Below are 22,073 nucleotides of genomic sequence, written 5' to 3' on the forward strand. Positions count from 1 at the left end.
TGCAGGGCCCAGGGCGAGCCGTTGGAAACGTCAGCTCCTGAGGATGCGGTTTGCCTGCGCGACCAGCTCCTCGCCGGCTGCAGCGACCGTCAGCTGGCCGAAGGCAACCTGGTCGGCGATCGGTCGGAACACGCGTTCCTCCAGCTCGGAGGCCCCGATCGGAACCTGGGGCGGAAAGGCGCCCACCCGTCCCGCTATCGAGGAAATGTAGTCCACCGATCGTTTCGAGACATCGTCGACAAGAGGCGTCACTGCCTCCCTGACATCAAGGTTGATCGGCACGCCGCGTTCCACGCCGAGAATTTTGCCGGCCGCGAGGTCGTTGATGAAGAAATCGAGGAACCGGGCTGCAAGCTCCGGCTGCCTCGAGGTGCTGGCAATCCCGAAATGCAGGCTCGCCTTGTAGAACAGGCCGGAAGGTCCCGCCGCGTCGGCGATCGGTAGCGAGGTGATCCCCAGCCTGTTCTTAGCGAGCGCCTGATAGCCGAGCAACTGGTTGGAAAAGGCGATCGCCATCACCGCGTGACCGGTTGAAAGCGGATTGGAATCGATCTGAAGCTTGTCCATTGCCTGGACCTCGGCCGACACGCAGCCGCCGTTCTTCGCCAGACTTTCCCAATAGCCGTACCAGTCGCTGGCATCGGTGGCATCGAAGCCGATCCGGCCATCTTCGCCGTACAGTCGCTTGCCGCGCTGAACGAGAAACGCCTCAAAGGCATAGCTGTAGCGCGCGCCGTTGCCGACCGCCCAGACATTCTTCCGGCCGATCGCCTTGGTGATGTCGATGCAGAGCCTGGCAAAATCGTCCCAGGTCGTCGTCGGTCCGGGCGGCGCAATGGCGGCCTCGTCGAAGGCGACACTGTCGTAAAGCAGAGCAAACGCATTCAACGACAGGGGCATGCCGACGACCTTGCCGTCGACCGCCCCGAGATCGAGGACGCCGGGCATCAACTTGTCGGTACGGATTACGCTTCCCAGGTAATCGCCGAGCGGAAGCAGGGTGTTGCGGCGGGCGTAGTCGGCAAAGCGGCTTGGCGCGAGCTGGAAAATATCGGGCGCATTGCCACCGGCCAGCATCGTCGCCAGCTTCGACCAATAGTCGTTGCCGCCAACCTCGCCATTGATCTTCACGCCGGGATTTGCGGCCTCGAACAACCTGGCAACACCAAGCGTGCGCTCGGCGCGTGCGGGAGAACCGAACCAGAAGAGGCGCATCGTTGCGCTATCCGCCAGTGCCGAGCGCAACGGCGATTGCAAAAACGTTGCCGCGCCCCCGAACAACAACCCCAATTGCAAAAATTCGCGTCTGCCAAGCATGGTCCTCTCCCGAAAGCTTCGATTTCTGTGCGCCGCCGACCTCCTTCGGCGGCGCACTTGGGCGCATAGGCGATTTCGACAAGCGAAGCGGCCACTATCGTCGCGAGACGATCAGCCCTTGAGAATTCGGCCGCCTTCCCCAACCAACTGATCAGCCGCTTCTGCGGGCGTCACTTGGCCAAAGGCCACCTTGTCTGCCAGCGGCCGGAAGGCGCGTGTGTCGAATTCGGAGGCGCCGACCGGCACTGGCGGAGGATAGGCGCCGACCCGGCCGGCAATCGACGAGATGTAGTCGACCGTCCGTTTCGACACGTCGTCGATCAGCGGAACGACCGCGCCCTTGACGTCGGTGTTGACGGGAACGCCGCGCTCGACGCCGAGAACCTTGCCGGCAGCCATATCGTTGACGAAGAAGTCAATGAACCGGGCAGCAAGTTCCGGATTTTCGCAGGTGCTTGCAATGCCGAAATGCAGACCCGGCCGGTAGAACAGGCCGGACGGTCCTGATGGATCCGTCACCGGCAAGGTGGTGATCCCTAGCGGGTTCTTCATCGCCGACTGGTAGCCGAGAAGCTGGTTCGAAAACGCGATGGCCATAGCGGCCTTGCCGGTTGCCAGCGGGTTTGAATCGACCTGGATCTGGTCCATCGACTGAACTTCGGCCGACACGCAGCCGCCGTTCTTGGCGAGGCTCTCCCAGTAGCCATACCAGTCTTTGGCATCGTTGACATCGAAACCGATCTTGCCGTCCTCGCCGTACAATCGCTTGCCGCGCTGGTTCAAGAATGCATCAAAGGCATAGGTGTAACGTGATGCGTTGCCGACCGCCCAAACGTTCTTGCGGTCGATCGCCTTGGTCAGTTCGACACAAAGTTTGGCGAACTCGTCCCACGTGGTCGCGGCCCCCGGCGGATTGAGCCCGGCCTGCTTGAAGGCTTCCGTGTCATAGAACAATGCGAACGCGTTGAGCGACAGCGGCATGCCCGCCACCTTGCCGTCAACGGTTCCAAGCTCCAGCACACCCGGCGCGAGCTTGTCGGTGCGAATGGACTTGCCGAGGAAATCGTTGAGCGGAAGCGTGGTGTTACGGCGCGCATAGTCGGCAAATCGGCCAGGCTCGAGCTGGAAAATATCAGGGGCATTGCCGCCAACAAGCATCGTCGTCAGTTTCGACCAATAGTCGTTGCCGCCGACTTCGCCGTTGATCTTGACATCCGGATTGGCGGCTTCAAACAGCCGGGCGACGCCAAGGGTGCGCTCGGCGCGCGCAGGCGTGCCCCACCAGTAGAGCCGCATCGTGGCGCTGTCGGCAAATGCGGTCCGCAGCGGAAGCTGCGAAAATGCAGCCGCTCCGCCGAGCAGCAGGCCGTTGCGTAGAAGTTCGCGTCGATTGATCATGAATTCCTCCCTTTGGTTCCGTTTTTGCCTGAGCCTAGTCGGCAAGCCTGCGCCCTTCGGCGTCGAAGAGATGGCAATGTTCCGGCGCGATGCTGACGCTCAGCGTTTCGCCCGTGCCAAGCAGTGTCTGGCCTTCCATGGCGACGATGAGCGCCTGCTTGTCGGGCAGACGCCCATAGACGATGGTCTGGCCGCCGAGATGCTCGATATGGGTGATCGTCAATGTCCCCAGATGGATGCCGCCCGCGCTGTTGGCCCTGATATGCTCCGGGCGAACGCCAAGACTGAGGGTCGCCCCGATCTCGGCTCTCTCGACCAGCGGCACCGCGACATCGGCACCGGCAAGACCGATGACAACACCGTCGTCGCGGCGCCCCACCACGGAAACATCCAGGAAATTCATCTTGGGCGAACCGATGAAGCCGGCGACAAAGCGGTTGACCGGCCTGTTGTAGATTTCGAGCGGCGTTCCCTGCTGCTCGATCCGGCCGGCGCGTAGCACGACGATCCGGTCAGCCAGTGTCATGGCTTCGACCTGGTCATGGGTGACGTAGATCATCGTGGCGCCGATATCGGCGTGGAGCTTTGCAATCTCGACACGGGTCTGCACGCGAAGCTCGGCATCCAAGTTGGACAAGGGTTCGTCGAACAGGAAGATTTTCGGATCACGCACGATGGCGCGGCCGATGGCGACGCGTTGACGCTGGCCGCCCGACAGCTGCTTTGGCTTGCGTTCGAGCAGCTGCGTGATCTGCAGGATTTCGGCGGCCTTGCGCACCCGCTGATCGATCTCGGGCTTTGGCATGCGCATGGTTTCAAGGCCGAACGACATGTTCTTGTAGACACTCATATGCGGATAGAGGGCATAGGACTGAAAGACCATGGCGATGCCGCGCTCGGAGGCTGCCTTCTCATTCATCCTGGCGCCGCCAATCGCCAGCTCGCCGCCGGAGATGGGCTCCAGCCCGGCAATCATGCGCAAGAGCGTGGACTTGCCGCACCCCGACGGGCCGACGAAAACGACGAACTCGCCGCTGCCGATCTGGAGGTCGACGCCGCGGATGACCTCGACGGCACCGTAGCGCTTCTGGACTTGCTTCAAAGCGAGCGTCGTCATGGGGCTCCCCTTTCCTATTGCTTGTTCTGTGGTTTTTGTTCGCGGCACTACCGCTTCATGCCCGTCGTCGCGATGCCTTCGATCAGCAGCCGCTGGAACAGGAGGAAGAGGATGAAGATCGGCAATACGGTCAAAGTCGACATCGCAAGCAGAGCGCCCCAATCCGATTGCGCCGTGGCATCGACGAAGGTTCGAAGGCCAAGCTGGGCCGTGTATTTCTCGATGTCGTTCAGATAGATCAGCGGCGCGAAGAAATCGTCCCAGGTCCAGATGAAGGAGAAGACTGCGGCGGTCGCCAGGACAGGCGTCGAAAGCGGCAGGATCACCTTGAGGAAGATGCGCAACGGCCCGGCGCCGTCCATGATGGCCGCCTCGTCGAGTTCGCGCGGGATGCCGCGGAAGAACTGAACCATCAGGAAGATGAAGAAGGCATCGATGGCGAAGAACTTCGGCACGACAAGCGGCATGATCGTGTTGACCCAGCCGAACTTGAGAAACATCAGATATTGCGGGATCAGCACCGCATGCTGCGGCATCATCAGGGTTCCGAGCATGAGCGCGAACCAGAACCCGCGTCCCTTGAACTGCAGCCGCGTGAAGGCATAGGCGGCCATCGAGCACGATATCAGGTTGCCGATGACGACCAGGACCGAGATCAGCAGCGAGTTGAGGAACAGGTGGCCGAAGCTGACGCTCAGGCCATTCCAACCGCGTCGGTAGGCATCGAGCGTAAACTCCTGCGGTATTAGCGATGTCGTCGCGAAGATCTCGTTTTCTGGCTTGAAGGAGCTCGAGACCATCCACAGCAACGGATAGAGCATGATGAAGCTCACGGCGGTCAGGAGCGCGTAGACCAACGCCCGCTTCAGCGGCGAGGATTTGGCTCCGTCGGGCATGGCAGCTGCCTCGACGACGTTCGACGCGTAGACGGTATCAGTCATCGTAGTGCACCCAATATTTGGCCGACATGAAGGACAGCGTCGTGAAAATGGCGATGATGACCACCAGCACCCAGGCAAGGGCTGATGCGTATCCGAAACGGAAGTTGGTGAAGGCTTCCTGGTAGAGGTAGAGCGTGTAGAACAGCGTCGTATCGATCGGACCACCGCTGCCGTCGCTGACGACGAAAGCCGAGGTGAAAGCCTTGAACGCGTCGATCGTCAGGATCACCGCATTGAAAAAGATCACCGGCGTCAAAAGCGGCAGCGTGATCTTGAAGAACTGGCGGGAGCGGCTTGCCCCGTCGATGCTGGCAGCCTCATACATATCCTGCGGGATCTGGCGCAGACCGGCGAGAAAGATGATCATCGACGAGCCGAACTGCCAGGCCGCGAGCAGAACCAGGGTGTAGAGCGACGTGGACGGGTTCGAGATCCAGCTCGGGCCTTCGTAGCCGAAAAGCGCCGCCAGAACCTGGTTCAGCACCCCGTCGCCGGCAAACACCTGCCGCCAGAGCACCGCGATCGCAACGCTGCCGCCGACCAGCGACGGAAGATAGAAGATCGCCCGAAAGACCGTCAGGCCGCGCAGCCCCTTGTTCAGCGCCACGGCGATCGCCAACGCGAACATCAGCTTGAGAGGAACCGACAGGAGAACGAATGTGAAAGTCACCCGCATCGCCGTCCAGAAACGGGGGTCGTCGCTGGCAATCCGCACATAGTTCTCGGCGCCGACCCAGTTGGCCGGCCCCATCAGGCCGAAGTCGGTGAGCGAGAGATAGAACGACGAAACGGCCGGCCCCAAGGTCAGCACGACAAACCCCAGCAGCCAGGGCATCAGGAAGCCGTAGCCGCCCAACTGGCTGCGCAGTCGCACGCTCAGAGGCGGCCCTGCATTCGATGCGTCCGTAATGGACATTCCCTCACCCTCCCTTATCGGCGCCGTGGACGTCACGAAGGACGCCCAGACTAGACATAAGAATGAAACCGAAAACATTCTTCGTCAAGCGAAAGTTTCGCTATTGACGAAAATTGCGTAATGAGCAAAAAGATTTCCACACTCAGGAGCACTCACATGAAAATCGAAACCAGTAGCTACTTTGCAGCCTCCGTGCCGGCAGCCGCCACCTCTCATGTTGATCGCCACCAGGCAGCGCTCGTACGCAGCATCGAAAAATTGCGCACGACCATGCCGATCATCGGCATTCGCAACCCGAAGATCGGCTTGAGCGACAATAGCTGGGCCTATTGCAGCCCCTACGACTGGGTCGTGAGCTTTCATGCCGGCCAATTATGGCTTGCCTCGCAGCTAACAGGAGATCCGACATTCCTGAACGCAGCGCGCGCCCGCCGCTCGATCTTTCGGGGCATTCTGGCGCATCGCCGCGCTCAGGACCATGATCTTGGCTTCCAGTTCTCGCTCAGCTGCGTCGCCGAATGGCTGATGACCGGCGAGAAGGAGCCGCGCGCGCTCGCTCTTGAAGCCGCCAATCTGCTGCTCGGCCGGTACCGACCGGAGGGGCGCTATCTTCAGGCGTGGAACGCGCAACCGGCGCATGGCTCCATGCGCGCAGATTTCGCCAACGGGCGGATCATCGCCGATACGATGCAGAACCTCGCCCTCCTCTACTGGGCCTACGGCGAAACCGGACGCGCCGACTTTCGCGAGGCCGCCGACGGCCATGCCGACACCACATTGAAACATCTGGTGCGCGACGACGATACCAGCTTCCACACCTTCCTGTTCGACCCGAGCACCGGCGAGGCACTGCGCGGAGAAACCCACCAGGGCCATGCCGACGGATCATGCTGGTCACGCGGCCAGGCCTGGCTGATCCACGGTTTTGCGCAATGCGCGCGCGTCACCGGCAACAGGACCTATCTGGATGCGGCCCGCAGGCTCGCCGCCAAGGCCGAGCAGCTGATGGGCAGCGACCTCGTGCCCGTGTGGGACTATGACGTCCCCAACCCGAAGAACGCGCCGCGCGACAGTTCGGCCGGCGCCATCATGGCAGCCGGCATCTACATGCTCGCCGACCAGTGCGACGTCGACGAGGCTCAAGCCTGGCGCGGGTTTGCCGACCGCTTGATCGCTGGCTTGCTCGACACCTGCGACCTGACCGAAGATCCAACGGCACTCGGCCTTCTCGCCCATGGCGCGGCCCATGTCGGATCAGGCTATTCCGACACCATGCTTCCCTATGGAGACTACTATTTCATGGAGGCCTTGATGCGGTCGCTCGGGCATACACAATTCTTCTGGTAAGCAGACAAAATGCCAGTCGCTGCGACTCCCAAAAAGCGCAGGAATCTGATGGAGTGGGTTTCCAATGACCGATGATCAACTCGCCACACTGACACTGCGCGACATCGCCGATGCAGCCGGCGTTTCGGTCGCATCCGTGTCGAAGGTGCTGAACAATCGCGGCGGCGTCAGCGGTGAGAGCCGCAAGAAGATTTTGGCTCTTGCCGAAGAACTCGGCTACCTCGGGCGCAACGCCCGATCGCTTCACAAGGCTGGCATCGGAAGCACCGCGTTGATCGTGCCGGCCGAGTACTACTCCGGGTCGCAGTTCTACGAGGATGTGATCCGCGGCGCACTGGACGAGGCAGCGGCGCATTCGCTGAAAGTCGACGTGCAGCTGCTGACGCTCGACACCAAACAGAACACCGCGGAGATCGACGAATACCTGCGTGGCGCGGAGCCGAGCACAGTCATCGCGGTCGGCCTGGACGACCGGGCCGCGATCGACCGGCTCGCCGCAAGTGGTGTGCCGACCGTTCTGATAAACGGCATGGATCGTTCGATGCGCATGGACAGTGTTCTGCCCGACAACTGGTCGGCGGGCTGGCTAGCGACGCGCCGCCTGCTGGAGGCCGGGCACCGAGACATCATGCATGTGACGCTGCCACGGCGACTGTCCATGCAGCGTCGCCTTGAAGGATTTCGCCTGGCGCTGGAGGAAGCTGGAATTGTCTTCGATCCGGACAAGCACCTCATTGATCTCGGCAAGATGGGTTTCCTGGAAACCCAGGCGCAATTGGCCACGCGCCAAGCGCTCGAGAGCGGCAGGCTGGACAAGGCAACGGCGCTTTTCTGCAGCATGGACGTGGTGGCGCTCGGCGTCATGCAGGCGCTTCAGAGCCAGGGGCTTTCGGTGCCCGACGACTATTCGATCATCGGGCTCGACGACGTAGCGATTGCCATGCACAGCCGGCCGCCGCTGACGACGATCAGCATCGATCGCATCGAGCTCGGCCGGATCGGCGTTCAACTCCTGATGAAGCGAATAGCCAACGCCGAAGAAAGCATCACGCGCGTCAACATGGGCGTCAAACTGATCGAAAGGGCGACCGTCGGTCCGCCCAGGGAACGTCCCGCCCGCTGACGACGACGAAACCTACAGGCCTTCACCGACGCCTGCTCACCCCTTGCAGACGGCATGCCACCGCCGATGTCTGACTGACCGGGCTGCCACGGCGAACGCATTGCGCTGCCTTTTTTCCTTGGCTTAGCGAGGATAATCCATGAAGAAACCGAACGTCGTCGTCATCATGGCCGACCAGCTTCGCTACGATTTCATCGGCACATCCTACATGCCGCATCTGCAGGCGCTTCTGGCCGACAGTTGCCTTTTCCCGAACGCCTATTGCGCTTCCCCGCTCTGTGTTCCCTCGCGCGGCGCGTTTTTCACCGGGCGATATCCCAATTCGACCGGTTGTCTGATCAACCCCTGGGTCGAGGTGGACAAACAGCATGGCTTCATAGGTGACGACTTCGCCAACCTGTACGGACTGCTGTCTGCCGATTGGGACGGATGGCACGCGGGAAAGCAGCATCTGATGTACCAGCCACCGCTCGAGATGCGCGAAGGCACGGCGGTCAGGTGGCATGCACTTGAAGAGAATTACGGCGCGTTTCTCGATGCGAGGGGGCACCGTCCACCTGGAGGCCAACGCTTCCGCGGCATCGTTCCGGAACTGACTTCAGGCACCGTTACCTCGGTCGGAGACTATTCGACGCCGGCGACCGGCTGCTATGAGCCGGGGTTCGACAGCTTCTTCGACGGCTATATCCTGCAATCGTCGCTCGGCGCCATCGAGAACCGCGACAGATCGCGGCCACTTTTCCTGAGCGCCATGTTCCTGGCGCCGCATCCCCCCTTCGATGTGCCCGAGCCGTGGTATTCGTTGGCGCGAGAGGTCGAGCCGCCTGACAATGTCGGCCAATGGTTCTCCGGCCAAAGTCCGCTGCAGCTCTACAATCTACCCGGCTTCCTCGGCACCCGTTACAGCCGCGACGATTGGAAAGAGATTTGGCGCGTCTATGCCGGGCTGGTGGCTCTTCTCGACCATTGCATCGGAGCGATCGTTTCCAAGCTGAAGGCTGAAGGCATTTACGACGAAACACTGATCGTGTTTACGAGCGATCATGGCGAGATGCTCGGCTCGCATCGCCTCTGGCAGAAGATGTGCATGTACGAGGAGGCGATCCGCACACCTCTCCTGTTCAAGATGCCGGCGCCCATGGCCGGCATCGGGGTCTGCGACCAAGCGGTCAGTCACATCGACGTCTTGCCAACGATTTGCGACATCGTGAACGTCGAGAAACCCAAAGACCTTCCCGGCCGCTCCCTGATGCCGTCGATCAACGCCGGGACGCCTTGCGAGCATAAGGATATCTTTGTTCAGTTCGACGGCAATGGCGCCCTGGGCAACTTCTCGCGGTGTATCATCCACCAATCGCACAAGCTCATCGTCGACATCTTCAAGGACGAGGTCTTCTTTGAGCTTTACGCGCTGGCAAGCGACCCGCAGGAAACGACCAACCTGGTCGTGGAGCGCGAAGATCTGGCCGCATACTTGTTTTCCAAACTGACCGAGCACATGCGGCTAACAGGAGACCACATCGCGCTTGGCCCTGATGCGCTCCAGCAGTTCATACTGCGCAGGAAAGCCTTGGCCTTCCCTTAAGCTCCGGTCATTACCCGCCCTACGGCTACTGGTGGACAGCTTCGAGGCCGCCACAGCGAACAAGTCGTCGCTCTGAGGTTTACCGACATCTTCGCCGATCAAGCGCACCCGATCTCATCTTGGAGATCATGCCGGCGCTGTCCGCTGGCTGAAGGTCGACCTTCGAATATGAGCATTTCGAAGAATGATCCGGCAGCTCGCCCGGGCGGCCCAGTCGCACGTCTGCGTTAAACGGAGGCGCGGAAACGCTCTATCTCTTTATTTCCAGCCTAACGTTGGTGTGCCGCTCACCGCCCGAGTTATACTTTGCCCGCTCTGATCATGGAAAAATAGTCGTCGCCGCCAACCTGCCCGCCCTTCAGCGCGATCTGCAAGCCATCCACCGCACCGCCATGAGCGATGCAAAGCGGCGAGCCCGGCGTCTGCGGCAGGGGCATCTTTAGCGTCAGTGCCAAAATGCCCATCTGACCGAGCGCGTGGCTTGACGTATCGCCGCCGGCCACCACGGCGCGCGAGATCCCGGCGCGCTGGACAAGCGCCGACTGAATTTGGCCGAGCGCGCGGCCGAGGCGATGACGAGCGCCTGTCGATGAATCGAGTTCGCCGCCCCGATCGGCAGATGGACCAAGCGCCGTGTAAAGCACGACACTGTCGCCGCCTTCCAGCACCTTGAGGCCGGCTTCGATCGCCACGGCAATTGCAGCTCCGGCCTCGTCGCCGGAAAGTGCAAGAGGATCAAGCGTGACGCCGCCAAAACCGTTTGCGAGCGCATGGCGAATTTGCCGCTCCGTGGTGGGAGAAACGCTGCCGGACACGACCGCGATGCGATCCACCGGACCGGCCTCGGCAAAGACAGGTTTGTCGCCGATCAGACCCTCGTTCCGCCATGCGGGGATCAAGGCATATTCGACACCGGAGGATCCGCAAATGAAGCCGCTTCTGGGATGCAGCGCGTTCCAGACCAAGGCACCGGCGGCGGCCTGGGTCAACGCGTCGAGCACGTCGATGAGCAGGATGTCGGCGTCTTCAAGCGCCGACCGGCCCAGCAGCGCGACATTATCGATGAGTGCCGAAGAGAGCTTTGTCTGGCGCGCGAGATGCATCAGCAGATTGGACTCGTCCATCGGCGTGACCGGATGGCGCGACATGACCGGATGACGATCGATGCGGTAGTTGCGGCCTTGATAGGCGGCGAAGAGCTCTCCGAAGGCCGTATATCGGCGGATCTGGGGCGCGCCGACGATGAGTGGCACGGTCGCTTCGCCGAAGACCGTGCGGCCGATCTCGATCGCCCGGCCGATATTGCCGACATGCGGCGCGGAATCGAAGGTCGAGCAGACCTTATAGTGGCAGAGTTCGGCGTCGAGCGTCTTCAGCCAGCCGAAGGCTTCGCGAAGGTGCACGTCCATCCACTCAGGCGTTTCGCTGCGGCTCGTGCCGGCAAGGCCGAAGGCGCGCGCGCCGTCGAAGCGCGACAACAGGTCCGCGTCCGGCACTTTCAGGAAAAGCACCGTTTCGACACCGTTCGAGGCGAGCGCCTCCATGACGTCGGTTGAGCCGGTGAAGTCGTCGCCATAATAGCTGATCAGCGGTCGTGTCATGGCTCAGGCCGCCTTGCCATCGGCAAATTTCTCGATGGATTGCGCGAGTTCCGGATGATCCTGCGCGTAAGCGTCCAGCGGCACGCCCGCGACCGCCGCCTCCCATGCCTGCTTGACCGCCTTCACGCCCGCTCCCGGCCCGCCCGGATGGCTGACGATGCCGCCGCCGCAGAGGTAGAGAAGCGCTGTCGATCCACCGGTCGCCGCGATCGTATCGGGCGCCTGCCCGCCCCACTGGCCCGAGCAGACCACCGGCAGCGCCCTGTCGTCTTCCGAAAACAACGGCGTGCTGATGGCCTTGTAGGATTGTACGAAACTTTCGTCCGGCTCCCAGTATTTCACGCGGATGCCGTTGATCTGGAATTGGTCGATGCCGAGCAGGCGCCAGAACTGCTGCCAGACGGAAAACTCGAAGCCGAGGCCGGCATGGCGCGTGAGGATATCCCAACCATTGCGGTGGGCATGCAGCACGAGGCTAGAGCGCTTGCGCAGGAAGGCGAGACCACCAAAACCGATCGAATTGATGTTGACCACGGCGCAATTGCCGCCGGCCTCAAGGACCATATCGTGGTTGCGCATCATCTCGTCGGGGTCGGCGTGACTGATGCCGAAGGCGTACATGACCTTCTTGCCGGTCTTCTGCTCGTGGGCGAGGATTTTCGGCATGATCGCCGCGACACGATCCTTCAGCGGCGAATAGGCCGGGCTCATCAGCTTCTCGTCGTCCTTGATGAAATCGACGCCCGCCTCGATCAACTCGCCGACCATATCAGCTGTTTCATGCGGCCTGAGGCCGAGCGCCGGCTTGACGATGGTGCCGATGATCGGGCGATGCTTCACACCGGTCAACGCGAAGCTTCCCGCCACGCCGAACTGCGGCCCGAGATGGGCCGCCGCAAATTCCCGCGGCAGCTTCATATCGACGATACGGATACCTGTGAGCCCTTTGATGGAAAACACGCCGCCGATGGCGATGGTCATCAGCGCGGAGAGATCCGTGCCCACCGCGTCCATCGGGAAGTCGATGTCGACATCCGCACGGTTGAACTGTTTGGCGCCACCCGCTTCGTCAGAGAAGGAGGCCTGGTGCGTGGGCGGCAGCGGACGGACGGCGACGACGCGCGCCGCCACGCGCGCCTTCAGCTCTTCCGTCTCCCCCGGCAACGCCACGAAGGTGCCTGTCGACTGGTCGCTGGCGATCTTCGACGCCATCGCTTCTACAGATCCGGGCGTCTCTATCCGATAGGTCAGACGGATCACGTTCTCTCCTCCCGCATCCCGTGCGGCACGCTTGTTAACGGCTACAAACTGGTATAATGAGTATTTATGTTATTGCAAGCCGGCTGCGGCGAAACCTGTTGCAGCATGGGAACTTGATGCATAATCAAACCTGTCGAAACCAGGTGACTCATGAACGTTGTTTCCGAACCGATCGTCCGCAAGAAACTCTCCGATGAAGTGTTTTCGCGACTGAAGCTCATGATCGAGACCGGCGAGCTGAAGGCCGGCGACGACATGCCGTCCGAACGCGAACTGATGGAACGCTACGGCGTCGGGCGCCCGGCCATCCGCGAAGCGATGCAGGCGCTCGCCGGCAAGGGCCTCGTCGAGATTTCCCAAGGCGAGCGCGCCAAAGTTTTGCGCATAACCGCGGAATCCATCTTCCGGCAGGTCGATCTGCCGGCAAAGCTGATGCTTTCCGGCTCTTCGGACTCGCTGGAACACCTCAAGAGCGCCCGCATCTTCTTCGAGCGCGGCATGGTCCGCGAGGCGGCAGCCAAGGTAAGCCCGGCACAGATCGCCGAACTGCGCGGGCTGCTCGAAAAGCAGAAACAGAGTCTCGGCGATGCGGATGCCTTCATCGATGCCGACATGGAATTCCACCACGCGATCGCCCGGATTTCGGGCAACCCGATCTTTGCGGCCGTCAGCGGCGCGATGCTGGGATGGCTGAAGTCCTACCATACGGAAATGCTCATATGGACGGGCCGCGAGGACTTCACACTTGCAGAACACGCGGAAATCATCCGCGCGATCGAAAAGGGTGACGCCGATTTTGCCGAACAGGCGATGGTAAAACACCTGGAGCGCTCCCGCGCACTCTATGCCCTCAAGAGCCAGAAGTAGTATCAACGTAGGTTGGTATAACGCTCAGATGAAGATCTCGACGCAGCCATAGGCTGGTAGAGTGACGTGCTGTCCTGACGCCAGGACTTTCTCACCGCTCGCAATTTCCACGACCTTTCGCGGCGTAGCAGTGAGCAACACTGTCTGCGGCGCAGGCGTTATGTTTGCCAGAAGCAACCGCTCCCGGGACGCCAGCCCCAGCACCGCATCCGGCCGTGAGGTCTCGACCGCGACAACCTCTTCGCCTGCGAGTGCCCCGAGACGCGCCAGCACATGTGCAAGCGGCCGCAACTCGCCTTTCGCGGTCGTCTCCCCCTCACCGGCGACAAGCCCGAAAGGGCCTGCAAGCGTCGAAAGCGTCAGGACTTCCAGTCCTGCAGAGGCCACGGTTGCGGCATAGGCCAGCGCCCAGGCGGCGCCGAAACGTCCATTGTGCCGAGGGTCGACACTGGCCATCGGGATGCGGCCGCCGGCCGGATTGTCCTTCGTGGCATTGCCATAGGGATTCTGGCGCATGGCGATGGTGGAAGGGCCGATGCGATAGGGCTTGTCGCCATAGATTGCCCGCGTGGAACGCACGACATCGCAAAGGGCCTCGAAGGTCTGCATGACGGAAAGGTCATCAGCCGCATGCACGATCGGGTTGGTGCAATGGCTGACATAGTCTATCCGATCACCGGGCACGTGCTTGCGATTGAGCTCGGTGAAATAGCTCATCATGCCGCCGCCGAGCCGAACGCCGGGAAAGGCTGCCCGCGCCGCGGCATAGACATCCGCGAGCGGCGGGCACTGCGGCCACTGACTGCCGGGCGGCGTTGACTGACGGTCCACTGACGGGCAAACGAACAGCGTATCGAGCGCCAGACCAGCCTTTTCGATGAACGTGGCGAGTTCGGCCATTTCCTCGTCAAGCGGGCGCTTGCATGGCAGGGCAAGTTCCAGTGTCACCTTGAGGCCGGACCGCTCAGCGATATCCGCGTATCCTTCCAGCGCTGCGATCCCATGTCCGGCGCCAGGATCGAAATGGGCGATCAGATGGCGCGCGTCGATCGTTTTGAGGACGGCAAGCGAGGCGAGTTCGTCGGCGAAGCATTCCGGCCGCAAGCCGACGCCGAGCTCCGGAAAGCGAAGTGCCGTCGGCGCCAGCACAAGCGTGACCAGATCCGACGCCACCGCGAATGCCGCGCCCTCTTCCGCCCGGATGCCTACGGTAATCCGCTGGCCGAACGCTTCGCCCTTCGGCACGCGGTAGGGCCAGGGTAGCGCCAGTGGCCGCACATAGGTCTTATAGGATCCGTCGGTCCAGTTGCGCTGGTCCTCCATCTCGAAGACGTCGCCACCGAACTGCGTTGTTGCCTCGATGCCCGGCGCAACGCGATGCGTGATCGCCGCGATATCCTTGAAAGGTTGCCAGGGCTCAATCTGCTCCGGCCAATGCGCCTGCTCGATACTGCCATCGCCATGCCGGACTTCCACTGGCTGGCCCGCGACGCCGACGACCGGGTGCAGCACGGCGAAGCCGGCACGGGCCGTCTCGAAGTCAGCGTCGCTGATGCAGTCTGCGGAAAAGCTCACCGTCCGCTCGGATCCGGAAATCGCGACCGCGCAATCGAGATTGGCGCCCGAAGGCGCGGTGAAGCGGGCGCTGTAAGTGACGGAGAAACCCTGTTCTTTCTCTTCGACGGCAAGGGCACTGATCATGGCATTGCAGGTGCCCCAATCCCCGTCGCGCACCAGGAAGGCGATCGCGCGCAACACCTCATAGCCGCGGAACCGAAGGCTGCGAAGATTACCGTCCTGAAGCGCCACGCTCAAATCGCCGGCGATGAGCGTGTGGCTTTCGGGCTCACGCTCCCGGGTCCCGTAGAGCAGCAGCGCGTCTTTGTTCATCCCAGCAGATCCACAAGCGAAACGGTCTCGCCGCGCCTGGCGCTAAGATAGGCGGCTTCGACAAGGGCGAAGGTTTGCAGATTGTCGCGGCCGGAGGTGTCCGGTTCCTGCCGCGCGGCCAGCCGCTCGACCCAGTGCTTCTGGATCAGCGCCACGCTCTCCTGAATGTTGTGCCATGGCCGCGAGGCCCAGGGGAGCAGCTTCGGCGCGACGAGGCTTTCCGTCGTGCCCTCTGGCCCATGGACGGTGAGCTTGTAGTCCTTGCCGAGACGGAGCGTGCCCGTGCTGCCGTCGATCTCGACGAAGGTCTGCGGGAACGGTTCTTCCGGTAGCTTGCTCGCATAGCTGACATCGACGATCGAGGTGATGCCGTTGTCGTGGCCGAGCAGCATGGTCGCCACATCCTCACCGGCAATGTCAGGATTGATGCGCGCCGTGCGGGCAGTCATTCGGTGCGCATCACCGAAGAGAAAACGGGCGATGTCGAGCGAATGGATGCCGAGGTCCTCGATGATGAAGCGCTTGCCCTTGGCGAGATAGGGTTGGCCTGAAAAGACATCGAAGCCGGAACGGAAGGAGATGCGGCCCCAGAAGGGCGTGCCGATCGTGCCACGGTCCAAAACCGCCTTCACTGCGAGGATCGGCGTTTGCCAGCGGAAGTTCTCATGGATCATCAGCGGAATGCCAGCCCCGTCGGCAGCAACCACCATGGCCTTGGCATCCTCAAGGGTCGGCGCGAACGGCTTCTGGCAGATCGCTGGCACCTTATGGCTGGCGGCAAGCTCCACCAGTGCCCGATGGCTGCCGACCGTCGTGGCGATATCGACGAAATCGAAGCCGCCATCGGCAAACGTCGCCTCTGCCGACTGGTAGCGCCGCGCGACGCCGAACTGGTCGCCGACGATACGCAACCGCTCCGGATCGCGGTCGCAGATCGCCACGATCTCCACATTGGCAATATCCTGCCAGCCATGCATCTGGTTGACGGCGAAGAAACCGCAGCCGATCAGCGCGCCCTTGATCTTGGCCATGCTCAGCCTGCCTTTGCCATCTGCATCAGGGCCACGCGCTGCTGCAGGCGGCGCTGTGCCTGGTCCACCACCACGGCGACAATGATCACCAGGCCCTTGATCACCATCTGCCAGAACGAACTCACGCCCATCATCACCAACCCGTCCGACAGAACGCCGATCACGAAGGCGCCGATGATCGTTCCACCGATCGTGCCGCGCCCACCGGACATGGATGTACCACCGAGAACTGCCGCTGCAATAGCGTTGAGCTCGAGATTGGTGCCGGTCGCGGGATGCGAGGCCATCAGTTCCGAGGAGATGACGAGGCCGACGATCGCCGCGCAGAAACCGGAGAACATGTAGACGAACATCTTGACGCGGTTGACACGGATGCCCGACATGCGGGAGGCGCGCTCATTGCCGCCGACGGCGAAGATGTGCCGGCCGAGCGGCACGAAGCGGGCGAAGTAGGCCGCACCCAACGCCACGACGATGAGGATCCAGACGGAGACCGGAAGGCCGAGGATCGAGCCGGAGCCGAGATAGCTGAAGCCCTGGTTGCCGAGGTCTTCCCGCCCGTTGAGATTGGGCAGGGTCTGGCCATCGGAATAGAGCAGCGCCATGCCGCGTGCGACATAGAGTGTGCCGAGCGTCGCAATGAAGGGCGCAACGTTCAGCCGTGTGATCAGCAGACCGTTGACCGCACCGATGAGGATGCCGACTGCCATCACGATGATCGCGACCTCGACGATATTGAAATAGACCGTGTAGCCGAGCGGCAGCGCCACGCCGTACATGATCAACCCGCCCGCAATCATGCCGCAGAGCCCGACGATCGAGCCGACGGACAGGTCGATGCCACCGGTGATGATGACAAAGGTCATGCCGATGGCGAGAAAGGCGTTCTGCGTCGCGTGCTTCGACATCAGGATCATGTTCGCGGTCGACAGAAAATTCGGCGCGAAGATCGAGAAGAAGATGATCACCGCGAAGAGCGCGATGAACGTCCTCAGCTTCATGAGCGTGAGCAGGGCCGCCCCAGTGGAGAGGCTGTTGCCAGCGGCGGCAGTTTGCGTTGCTGTCGTCATCACGCATGCATCCTTTTGGTTTTATGTCCCTCTGCGGAGGCCGAGATGACCATCTCCTCAGTGGCATCCTTGCGGTCGACCACCGTAACCAGGCGGCCGTTGCTCATCACCGCGATGCGATCGGAAAGGGCCATGACCTCTTCCAGGTCGGAGGTGGAGAACAGGATGGCGAGCCCCTCGCCCGCCAGGCGCCGCATGGTGCGGAAAACGTCCGCCTTGGCGCCGACATCGATGCCGCGGCTCGGCTCGTCCATCAGCAGCACTTTCGGCCCGGTCATCAGCGCCTTGCCGATGACGACCTTCTGCTGATTGCCGCCCGACATCGAGGTGACGTCGAAGTCCGGGTTCTTCGCCTTGATCGAAAGATTGCGGATCGCGTCCAGGATCGCCTTCTTCTCAAGCTTGAGATCGATGTGGAAGCCACCCTTCAGGAACTGGCCGAGGCTTGCCATGGAAAGGTTGTCAGCAATCGACATGGACTGCACGAGGCCCTCGCGTTGGCGGTCTTCCGGGATCAGCGCCAGGCCCTCGCGGATGCGGCGGGTCGTGTCACGCCCCTTCAGCTCCTCGCCCTCGACGAAGATTTTCCCCGTATAGTGCTCGTGGCGGCCCATGATGCATTCGAAAAGCTCGGAGCGCCCAGCGCCCATGAGACCGTAGATCCCCAGGATCTCGCCCTTGCGAACGCCGATCGACACATGGTCAACGGCATAGCCGCCCTGCGCGCGCGGCAGGCAGATGTTTTCGATGCGAAAGACCTCTTCGCCCGGCTCGTGCTCGACCTGCTTGGCAAAATCCTTGGCATCCGATCCGATCATCGAGCGCACGATCCAGCGCGTATCGATGTCCTTGACCATGGCATGGCCAGTGATCTCGCCGTCCTTCAGCACCGTGATGTAGTCGCCGATGCGCATCAGCTCTTCCAGCCGGTGCGAGATGTAGACGATCGCAACACCGCGCGCTTTCAGGTCCGCAATCACGCGGAAGAGTACGTCGACTTCGGCGGCGCTGAGCGCCGAGGTGGGCTCGTCCATGATAAGGATGCGGGTGTCGAGCGATACGGCGCGAGCGATCTCGACGAGCTGTTGCTGGCCGATCGGCAGGTCTTCTGCAAGCGTTTCGGCGGAGATGCCTGCTTCCAGGCGATTGAGGAATTCGTTGGCTTTTTCCACCTGCGCCTTGTGGTCGATGCCGCGGGGGCCACGTGTGATCTCGCGGGTGGCAAAGATGTTCTCCGCAACCGAGAGATTGCCGAAGAGGTTCAGTTCCTGGAAGACGATACCGATGCCGTGGCGCACCGCGTCGGCGGGACTGTTCAGGTGGATGCGTTCGCCATCCATCCAGATCTCGCCGAGCGTCGGGCGCTCCACGCCGGCGATGATGCGCATCATCGTCGACTTGCCGGCACCATTTTCGCCGACGAGCACATTCACGGCACCGCGGCGAAGCTTCAGGTCCGCCTTCTTCAGCGCCACGATACCGGAATAGGCCTTGGTGATGTCCTTCAGTTCGAGAATGACGTCGCCGTCGTCGAGATTGGCCATCGTCAACCTCCCACGGTGATGGTGGCAGGCACGAATTGCGGCAACTGACCCTTGGCCGGCAACGGATAGGCGCCGGTCGCTTTGAGCGTCTTGCCGGTGAGCCCCTCGCGCGAAAGCTTTTCAAGCAAGGCGCGGTTCACGTGGGTGTTGAAGGCCTTTCCGTACTGCGCCCATTCGATCTGGTTCTTGAACTCGTTGAAGTTCACGAATTTCAGGCTGTCGCGCAACGCCGTGCCGCGGATGGCCGGGCCGATCGAGACGCGCACGTCCGCCTTCGTGTCGCCGTCCACGTCCACATCAACGTAGGCCGCGCGTGATTTCGTCTCCTCAGCGACGATCACGCCGTCGACCTTGGCGGCAAAGGTCCATGGCGCGTTGCCCTGCTTTTCCTTGTGGCCGTATTTTTCCGCCGCCGCGTCCAGATTGTTTGCGGCAAGAGCGGTGACATCCTTGAACGCGCCTGCACGCTCGACGAGATAGGGTACGACCTTCGCGTCCCAAATGTCGGCGACCAGCCTGTCGGGATTGAAGGCGCCTGCCGCCGCTTGCTTCTGTTCGTCCTCGGTCTTGACGAATTTGCAGCCGCTAAGCGCAAGCGCGCCGGCAAGCATGAGTGTACAGGCAGCCTGAAACCTCAGCATTCCCATTCTCCGTCATAAACAGCAAACGCGAGGCAGGGTTTTCCCCTGCCTCGCGCCATTGCGAGAGGATTATTCGGAGAGCGCGAAGGTTTCGAGCTTGCCGGCGTTGTCCGCTGTGATCAGCACGCAGTCCATCAGCTGCTTTTCTTCGGCCGGCGCCTTGCCGGTCGTGATGTACTCATGCGCCTGGGTGACGGCGAGCTGTGCCTGGGCATAGGCTGGCTGCATGACAGTTGCCTTGATGCCGCCCGCCTTGATCGAGTCGCGCACATCGTTCGACCCGTCGAAACCGACGACGATAACGTCCTTGCGACCGGCAGCCTGCAGAGCCGCGATCGCGCCCATTGCCATCGTGTCGTTGCCGGCGATCACGCCCTGGATGTCCGGATTGGCCTGAAGGATGGTCTCCATCTTGGAGTAGCCTTCGGTCTGGCTCCAGTTGGCCGACTGCTGGGCGACCATCTTCATGTCCGTATATTCGTCCATGACGTCGTGATAGCCCTTGGAGCGGATGCCGGCATTGAGGTCGGCTTCGCGGCCGAGCAGCTCGACATAGTTACCCTTCTCGCCCATCAGCTTGACGAACTCTTCGGCACCAAGCTGCGCGCCCTGGTAGTTGTTCGAGACGATCTGGGAAACAGCGACGCCCGTGGCGTTGATTTCACGGTCGATCAGGAAGGAGGGGATGCCCGCATCCTTGGCCTTCTTTACGGCGGCGATCGAGGCTTCCGAGCCGGCATTGTCGAGGATGATCGCCTTGGCGCCGCGGCCGATTGCCGTATCGATGAGTTGCGACTGCTTGTTGGCGTCGTCGTCATGAACGAGAACCAGTGTCTCGTAGCCGAGCTCCTTGGCCTTGGCTTCCGCGCCTACGGCTTCCGCCTTGAAGAACGGGTTGTCGTGGCTCGGCGTGATGATCGCGATGAGATCGGCAGCAAACGACGGCATGGCAACGCCAGCCGCCATGACGGCAGCAAAACCGAGTGTGATCAGTCTACGGGTAATGTTCATGTTTCTCCTCCCAGTTAGCCCCGGTCTCCTTCGGCCATCCCCCCATTGAAAATGGCCTCCCGGTGCGATTCTTTGCCGGCGCGTGGCGCCGTCAGCGCGGACCAAGCCCGCCGTAAATCAGGTGATGCGCTGGATGCTCGCGGCGATTTCCGCGGGCTCGAACACGCGCTTCCAGTCGTCCTTCATGAGCACGGGCTTTCCGAACTCGATCGCCTTGTTGCAGGCATCGGAGAAGACGCCCGGTGTCTCCTCGAAGATCACGGCGCCGAGCACGTTCATGTGGCCGAGCAGGAAGTCGCGGGCAGCCTCCTTGGCAACGCCGCGGCGCACGCATTCGTCCATTGCTTCGCGCATAACGACGAGCAGCGAAGCGCAGACCGTTTCGGACAGGCCCGGCTCCAGCAGCGCCATCTGCTCGACGGTGACGCGGTGCGAGCGCATGACCGGCGCCCAGATGACCTTGGCGATCTCTTCGCCGAGCGCATAGGCACTTTCCGGACCCTGCATCAGAGCGGAAACGATGTGCTGCTTGGCCGCGATGCCGCCAAAGAAATCGCGCTTGGCCGCTGGATCCGTCTCGTCATTGAAGATCGGCGGATGGCAGGGATGCGTGACGAAATAGGTAAGGTCCGCGCGCTCGGGCAAATGGCCGGCAAATGGGGCCGCGGCATCGAGCGCCACGACCATCATGCCCGGCTTCAGCCTGCCGGCAATGCCGGCCGCGACCTTGCCGATCGCAGTATCCGGAACCGCAAGAATGACGACATCGGCACCATCTAGGCCCTCATCGGCGGAAACGCAGGCGATGCCGAGATCCTTCGAAAGGCGCGCCTTGCCGGCGTCGCTCACTTCGACATGCCGGACATCGAAGCGCGAACCCTTCAGATTCTTGGCGAGCCGATAGCCCATTTTGCCACCGGCACCGAACAGCGCGATCGATGTCATCGAAGACCTCCCTAAATGCAAGTGACCGGAGCCAATCTCGTCCAGCCGAAACGTTCCTCCGCCGATCCCGGCGTAGGTCTATATTTCTCAACTGGTATAACATGTCAACAGGTATCATAAGATACATGTTATCGAGATCTGCGAAACCGCGCCGGCAATAGGACGGCTCGATTGCAAGCCGGGTAGAGGCATCTGCCTGCACAAGGCCTGCCCACAAGAGGAGCCGCATCACAGACGTTCGACTACCAAAGCACTGAAACCCTCTGGGCTGATCCGCAACTGCTCACCGAAGAACGCAGGCGTACTCGGCGGCCGTCACCTGGCGGAGCGTGGCTTGACCTGAAACAGCTGGGACAAGTCGCCATGAGGACGGACGCAACCAACGTGGCATCGGCCTTCGGCGACGCGGAGGTTATAGCAAAGGGGCTGGCGTTGGTGACATTGACAGGCTGGGCGCAAAAGGCGTCAC

18 protein-coding genes are annotated in these 22,073 nt (G+C 61.8%); 4 read left to right on the plus strand and 14 right to left on the minus strand.

Going from position 1 to position 22,073, the window contains the following annotated elements:
* Window positions 1-30 precede the first annotated feature (30 nt).
* From ASD02_RS22565 to ASD02_RS22585, 5 genes are all read right to left on the minus strand, one after another.
* A complete protein-coding gene (locus ASD02_RS22565) occupies window positions 31-1,317 on the minus strand; it encodes an ABC transporter substrate-binding protein (protein WP_063978356.1) in 1,287 nt (428 codons plus the stop codon).
* 111 nt (window positions 1,318-1,428) lie between these two features.
* Window positions 1,429-2,715, minus strand: a complete 1,287-nt coding sequence (locus ASD02_RS22570; protein WP_057220054.1) for a sugar ABC transporter substrate-binding protein — start codon at window positions 2,713-2,715, stop codon at window positions 1,429-1,431.
* 34 nt (window positions 2,716-2,749) lie between these two features.
* Window positions 2,750-3,832 (minus strand): sn-glycerol-3-phosphate ABC transporter ATP-binding protein UgpC, encoded by a 1,083-nt coding sequence (ugpC, locus tag ASD02_RS22575; protein WP_057207189.1) that lies wholly within the window; start codon window positions 3,830-3,832, stop codon window positions 2,750-2,752.
* A gap of 47 nt (window positions 3,833-3,879) precedes the next feature.
* On the minus strand, window positions 3,880-4,728 hold the full coding sequence (locus ASD02_RS22580) for a carbohydrate ABC transporter permease (protein WP_057207328.1): 849 nt from the start codon (window positions 4,726-4,728) through the stop codon (window positions 3,880-3,882).
* A gap of 37 nt (window positions 4,729-4,765) precedes the next feature.
* Window positions 4,766-5,608, minus strand: a complete 843-nt coding sequence (locus tag ASD02_RS22585; protein ID WP_225906239.1) for a sugar ABC transporter permease — start codon at window positions 5,606-5,608, stop codon at window positions 4,766-4,768.
* Between the two features lie 237 nt (window positions 5,609-5,845).
* Here ASD02_RS22585 and ASD02_RS22590 point away from each other — a divergent pair, with 237 nt between their 5' ends.
* The 3 genes from ASD02_RS22590 (at window position 5,846) to ASD02_RS22600 (ending at window position 9,744) form a co-directional block, all read left to right on the plus strand.
* Complete coding sequence (locus ASD02_RS22590) at window positions 5,846-7,036, plus strand: glycoside hydrolase family 88 protein (RefSeq protein ID WP_057207188.1); 1,191 nt, start codon at window positions 5,846-5,848, stop codon at window positions 7,034-7,036.
* Window positions 7,037-7,100: 64 nt separating this feature from the next.
* Window positions 7,101-8,159 carry a LacI family DNA-binding transcriptional regulator gene (locus ASD02_RS22595; protein WP_057220055.1) on the plus strand — a complete coding sequence of 353 codons (1,059 nt, stop codon included), beginning with the start codon at window positions 7,101-7,103 and terminating at the stop codon, window positions 8,157-8,159.
* Window positions 8,160-8,298: 139 nt separating this feature from the next.
* Complete coding sequence (locus tag ASD02_RS22600) at window positions 8,299-9,744, plus strand: sulfatase-like hydrolase/transferase (protein WP_057220056.1); 1,446 nt, start codon at window positions 8,299-8,301, stop codon at window positions 9,742-9,744.
* A gap of 299 nt (window positions 9,745-10,043) precedes the next feature.
* Here the strand turns inward: ASD02_RS22600 and ASD02_RS22605 are convergent, their stop codons facing one another.
* Together ASD02_RS22605 and oiaX are read right to left on the minus strand one after the other, a co-directional pair.
* On the minus strand, window positions 10,044-11,345 hold the full coding sequence (locus tag ASD02_RS22605) for a four-carbon acid sugar kinase family protein (protein ID WP_057216967.1): 1,302 nt from the start codon (window positions 11,343-11,345) through the stop codon (window positions 10,044-10,046).
* Between the two features lie 3 nt (window positions 11,346-11,348).
* Entirely contained in the window at window positions 11,349-12,605 is a 1,257-nt protein-coding gene (gene oiaX / locus ASD02_RS22610; RefSeq protein WP_057216965.1) for a 3-oxo-isoapionate-4-phosphate decarboxylase OiaX, read from the minus strand.
* 150 nt (window positions 12,606-12,755) lie between these two features.
* On the opposite strand from oiaX, the gene ASD02_RS22615 reads away from it, so the two are divergent.
* Window positions 12,756-13,472, plus strand: a complete 717-nt coding sequence (locus ASD02_RS22615; RefSeq protein ID WP_057220057.1) for a transcriptional regulator NanR — start codon at window positions 12,756-12,758, stop codon at window positions 13,470-13,472.
* A gap of 24 nt (window positions 13,473-13,496) precedes the next feature.
* On the opposite strand, the gene ASD02_RS22620 is transcribed toward ASD02_RS22615, so the two are convergent.
* The 7 genes from ASD02_RS22620 to ASD02_RS22650 all read right to left on the minus strand — a co-directional run bounded on the left by ASD02_RS22620 (window position 13,497) and on the right by ASD02_RS22650 (window position 21,604).
* The gene (locus tag ASD02_RS22620) at window positions 13,497-15,362 is read right to left on the minus strand and encodes a hypothetical protein (protein ID WP_063978357.1); all 1,866 of its coding nucleotides are present in this window, start codon (window positions 15,360-15,362) and stop codon (window positions 13,497-13,499) included.
* Entirely contained in the window at window positions 15,359-16,393 is a 1,035-nt protein-coding gene (locus ASD02_RS22625) for a Gfo/Idh/MocA family oxidoreductase (protein ID WP_057220058.1), read from the minus strand. Before ASD02_RS22625 ends, ASD02_RS22620 begins: the two co-directional genes overlap by 4 nt.
* A 2-nt stretch (window positions 16,394-16,395) precedes the next feature.
* Window positions 16,396-17,463, minus strand: a complete 1,068-nt coding sequence (locus ASD02_RS22630; protein WP_057220059.1) for an ABC transporter permease — start codon at window positions 17,461-17,463, stop codon at window positions 16,396-16,398.
* Window positions 17,463-19,007 carry a sugar ABC transporter ATP-binding protein gene (locus ASD02_RS22635; RefSeq protein ID WP_057220060.1) on the minus strand — a complete coding sequence of 515 codons (1,545 nt, stop codon included), beginning with the start codon at window positions 19,005-19,007 and terminating at the stop codon, window positions 17,463-17,465. The genes ASD02_RS22630 and ASD02_RS22635 overlap by 1 nt, the downstream gene beginning before the upstream one ends.
* 2 nt (window positions 19,008-19,009) lie before the next feature.
* Window positions 19,010-19,648, minus strand: coding sequence for a DUF2291 family protein (locus ASD02_RS22640; RefSeq protein WP_057220061.1), 639 nt, complete (start codon window positions 19,646-19,648; stop codon window positions 19,010-19,012).
* Window positions 19,649-19,717: 69 nt separating this feature from the next.
* Complete coding sequence (locus tag ASD02_RS22645; RefSeq protein WP_057220062.1) at window positions 19,718-20,659, minus strand: D-ribose ABC transporter substrate-binding protein; 942 nt, start codon at window positions 20,657-20,659, stop codon at window positions 19,718-19,720.
* Window positions 20,660-20,776: 117 nt separating this feature from the next.
* On the minus strand, window positions 20,777-21,604 hold the full coding sequence (locus tag ASD02_RS22650; RefSeq protein ID WP_057220063.1) for a phosphogluconate dehydrogenase C-terminal domain-containing protein: 828 nt from the start codon (window positions 21,602-21,604) through the stop codon (window positions 20,777-20,779).
* Window positions 21,605-22,073 lie beyond the last annotated feature (469 nt).

This window comes from Ensifer sp. Root1252 (assembly GCF_001425885.1).
In the GTDB taxonomy this organism is placed as follows: domain Bacteria; phylum Pseudomonadota; class Alphaproteobacteria; order Rhizobiales; family Rhizobiaceae; genus Ensifer; species Ensifer canadensis.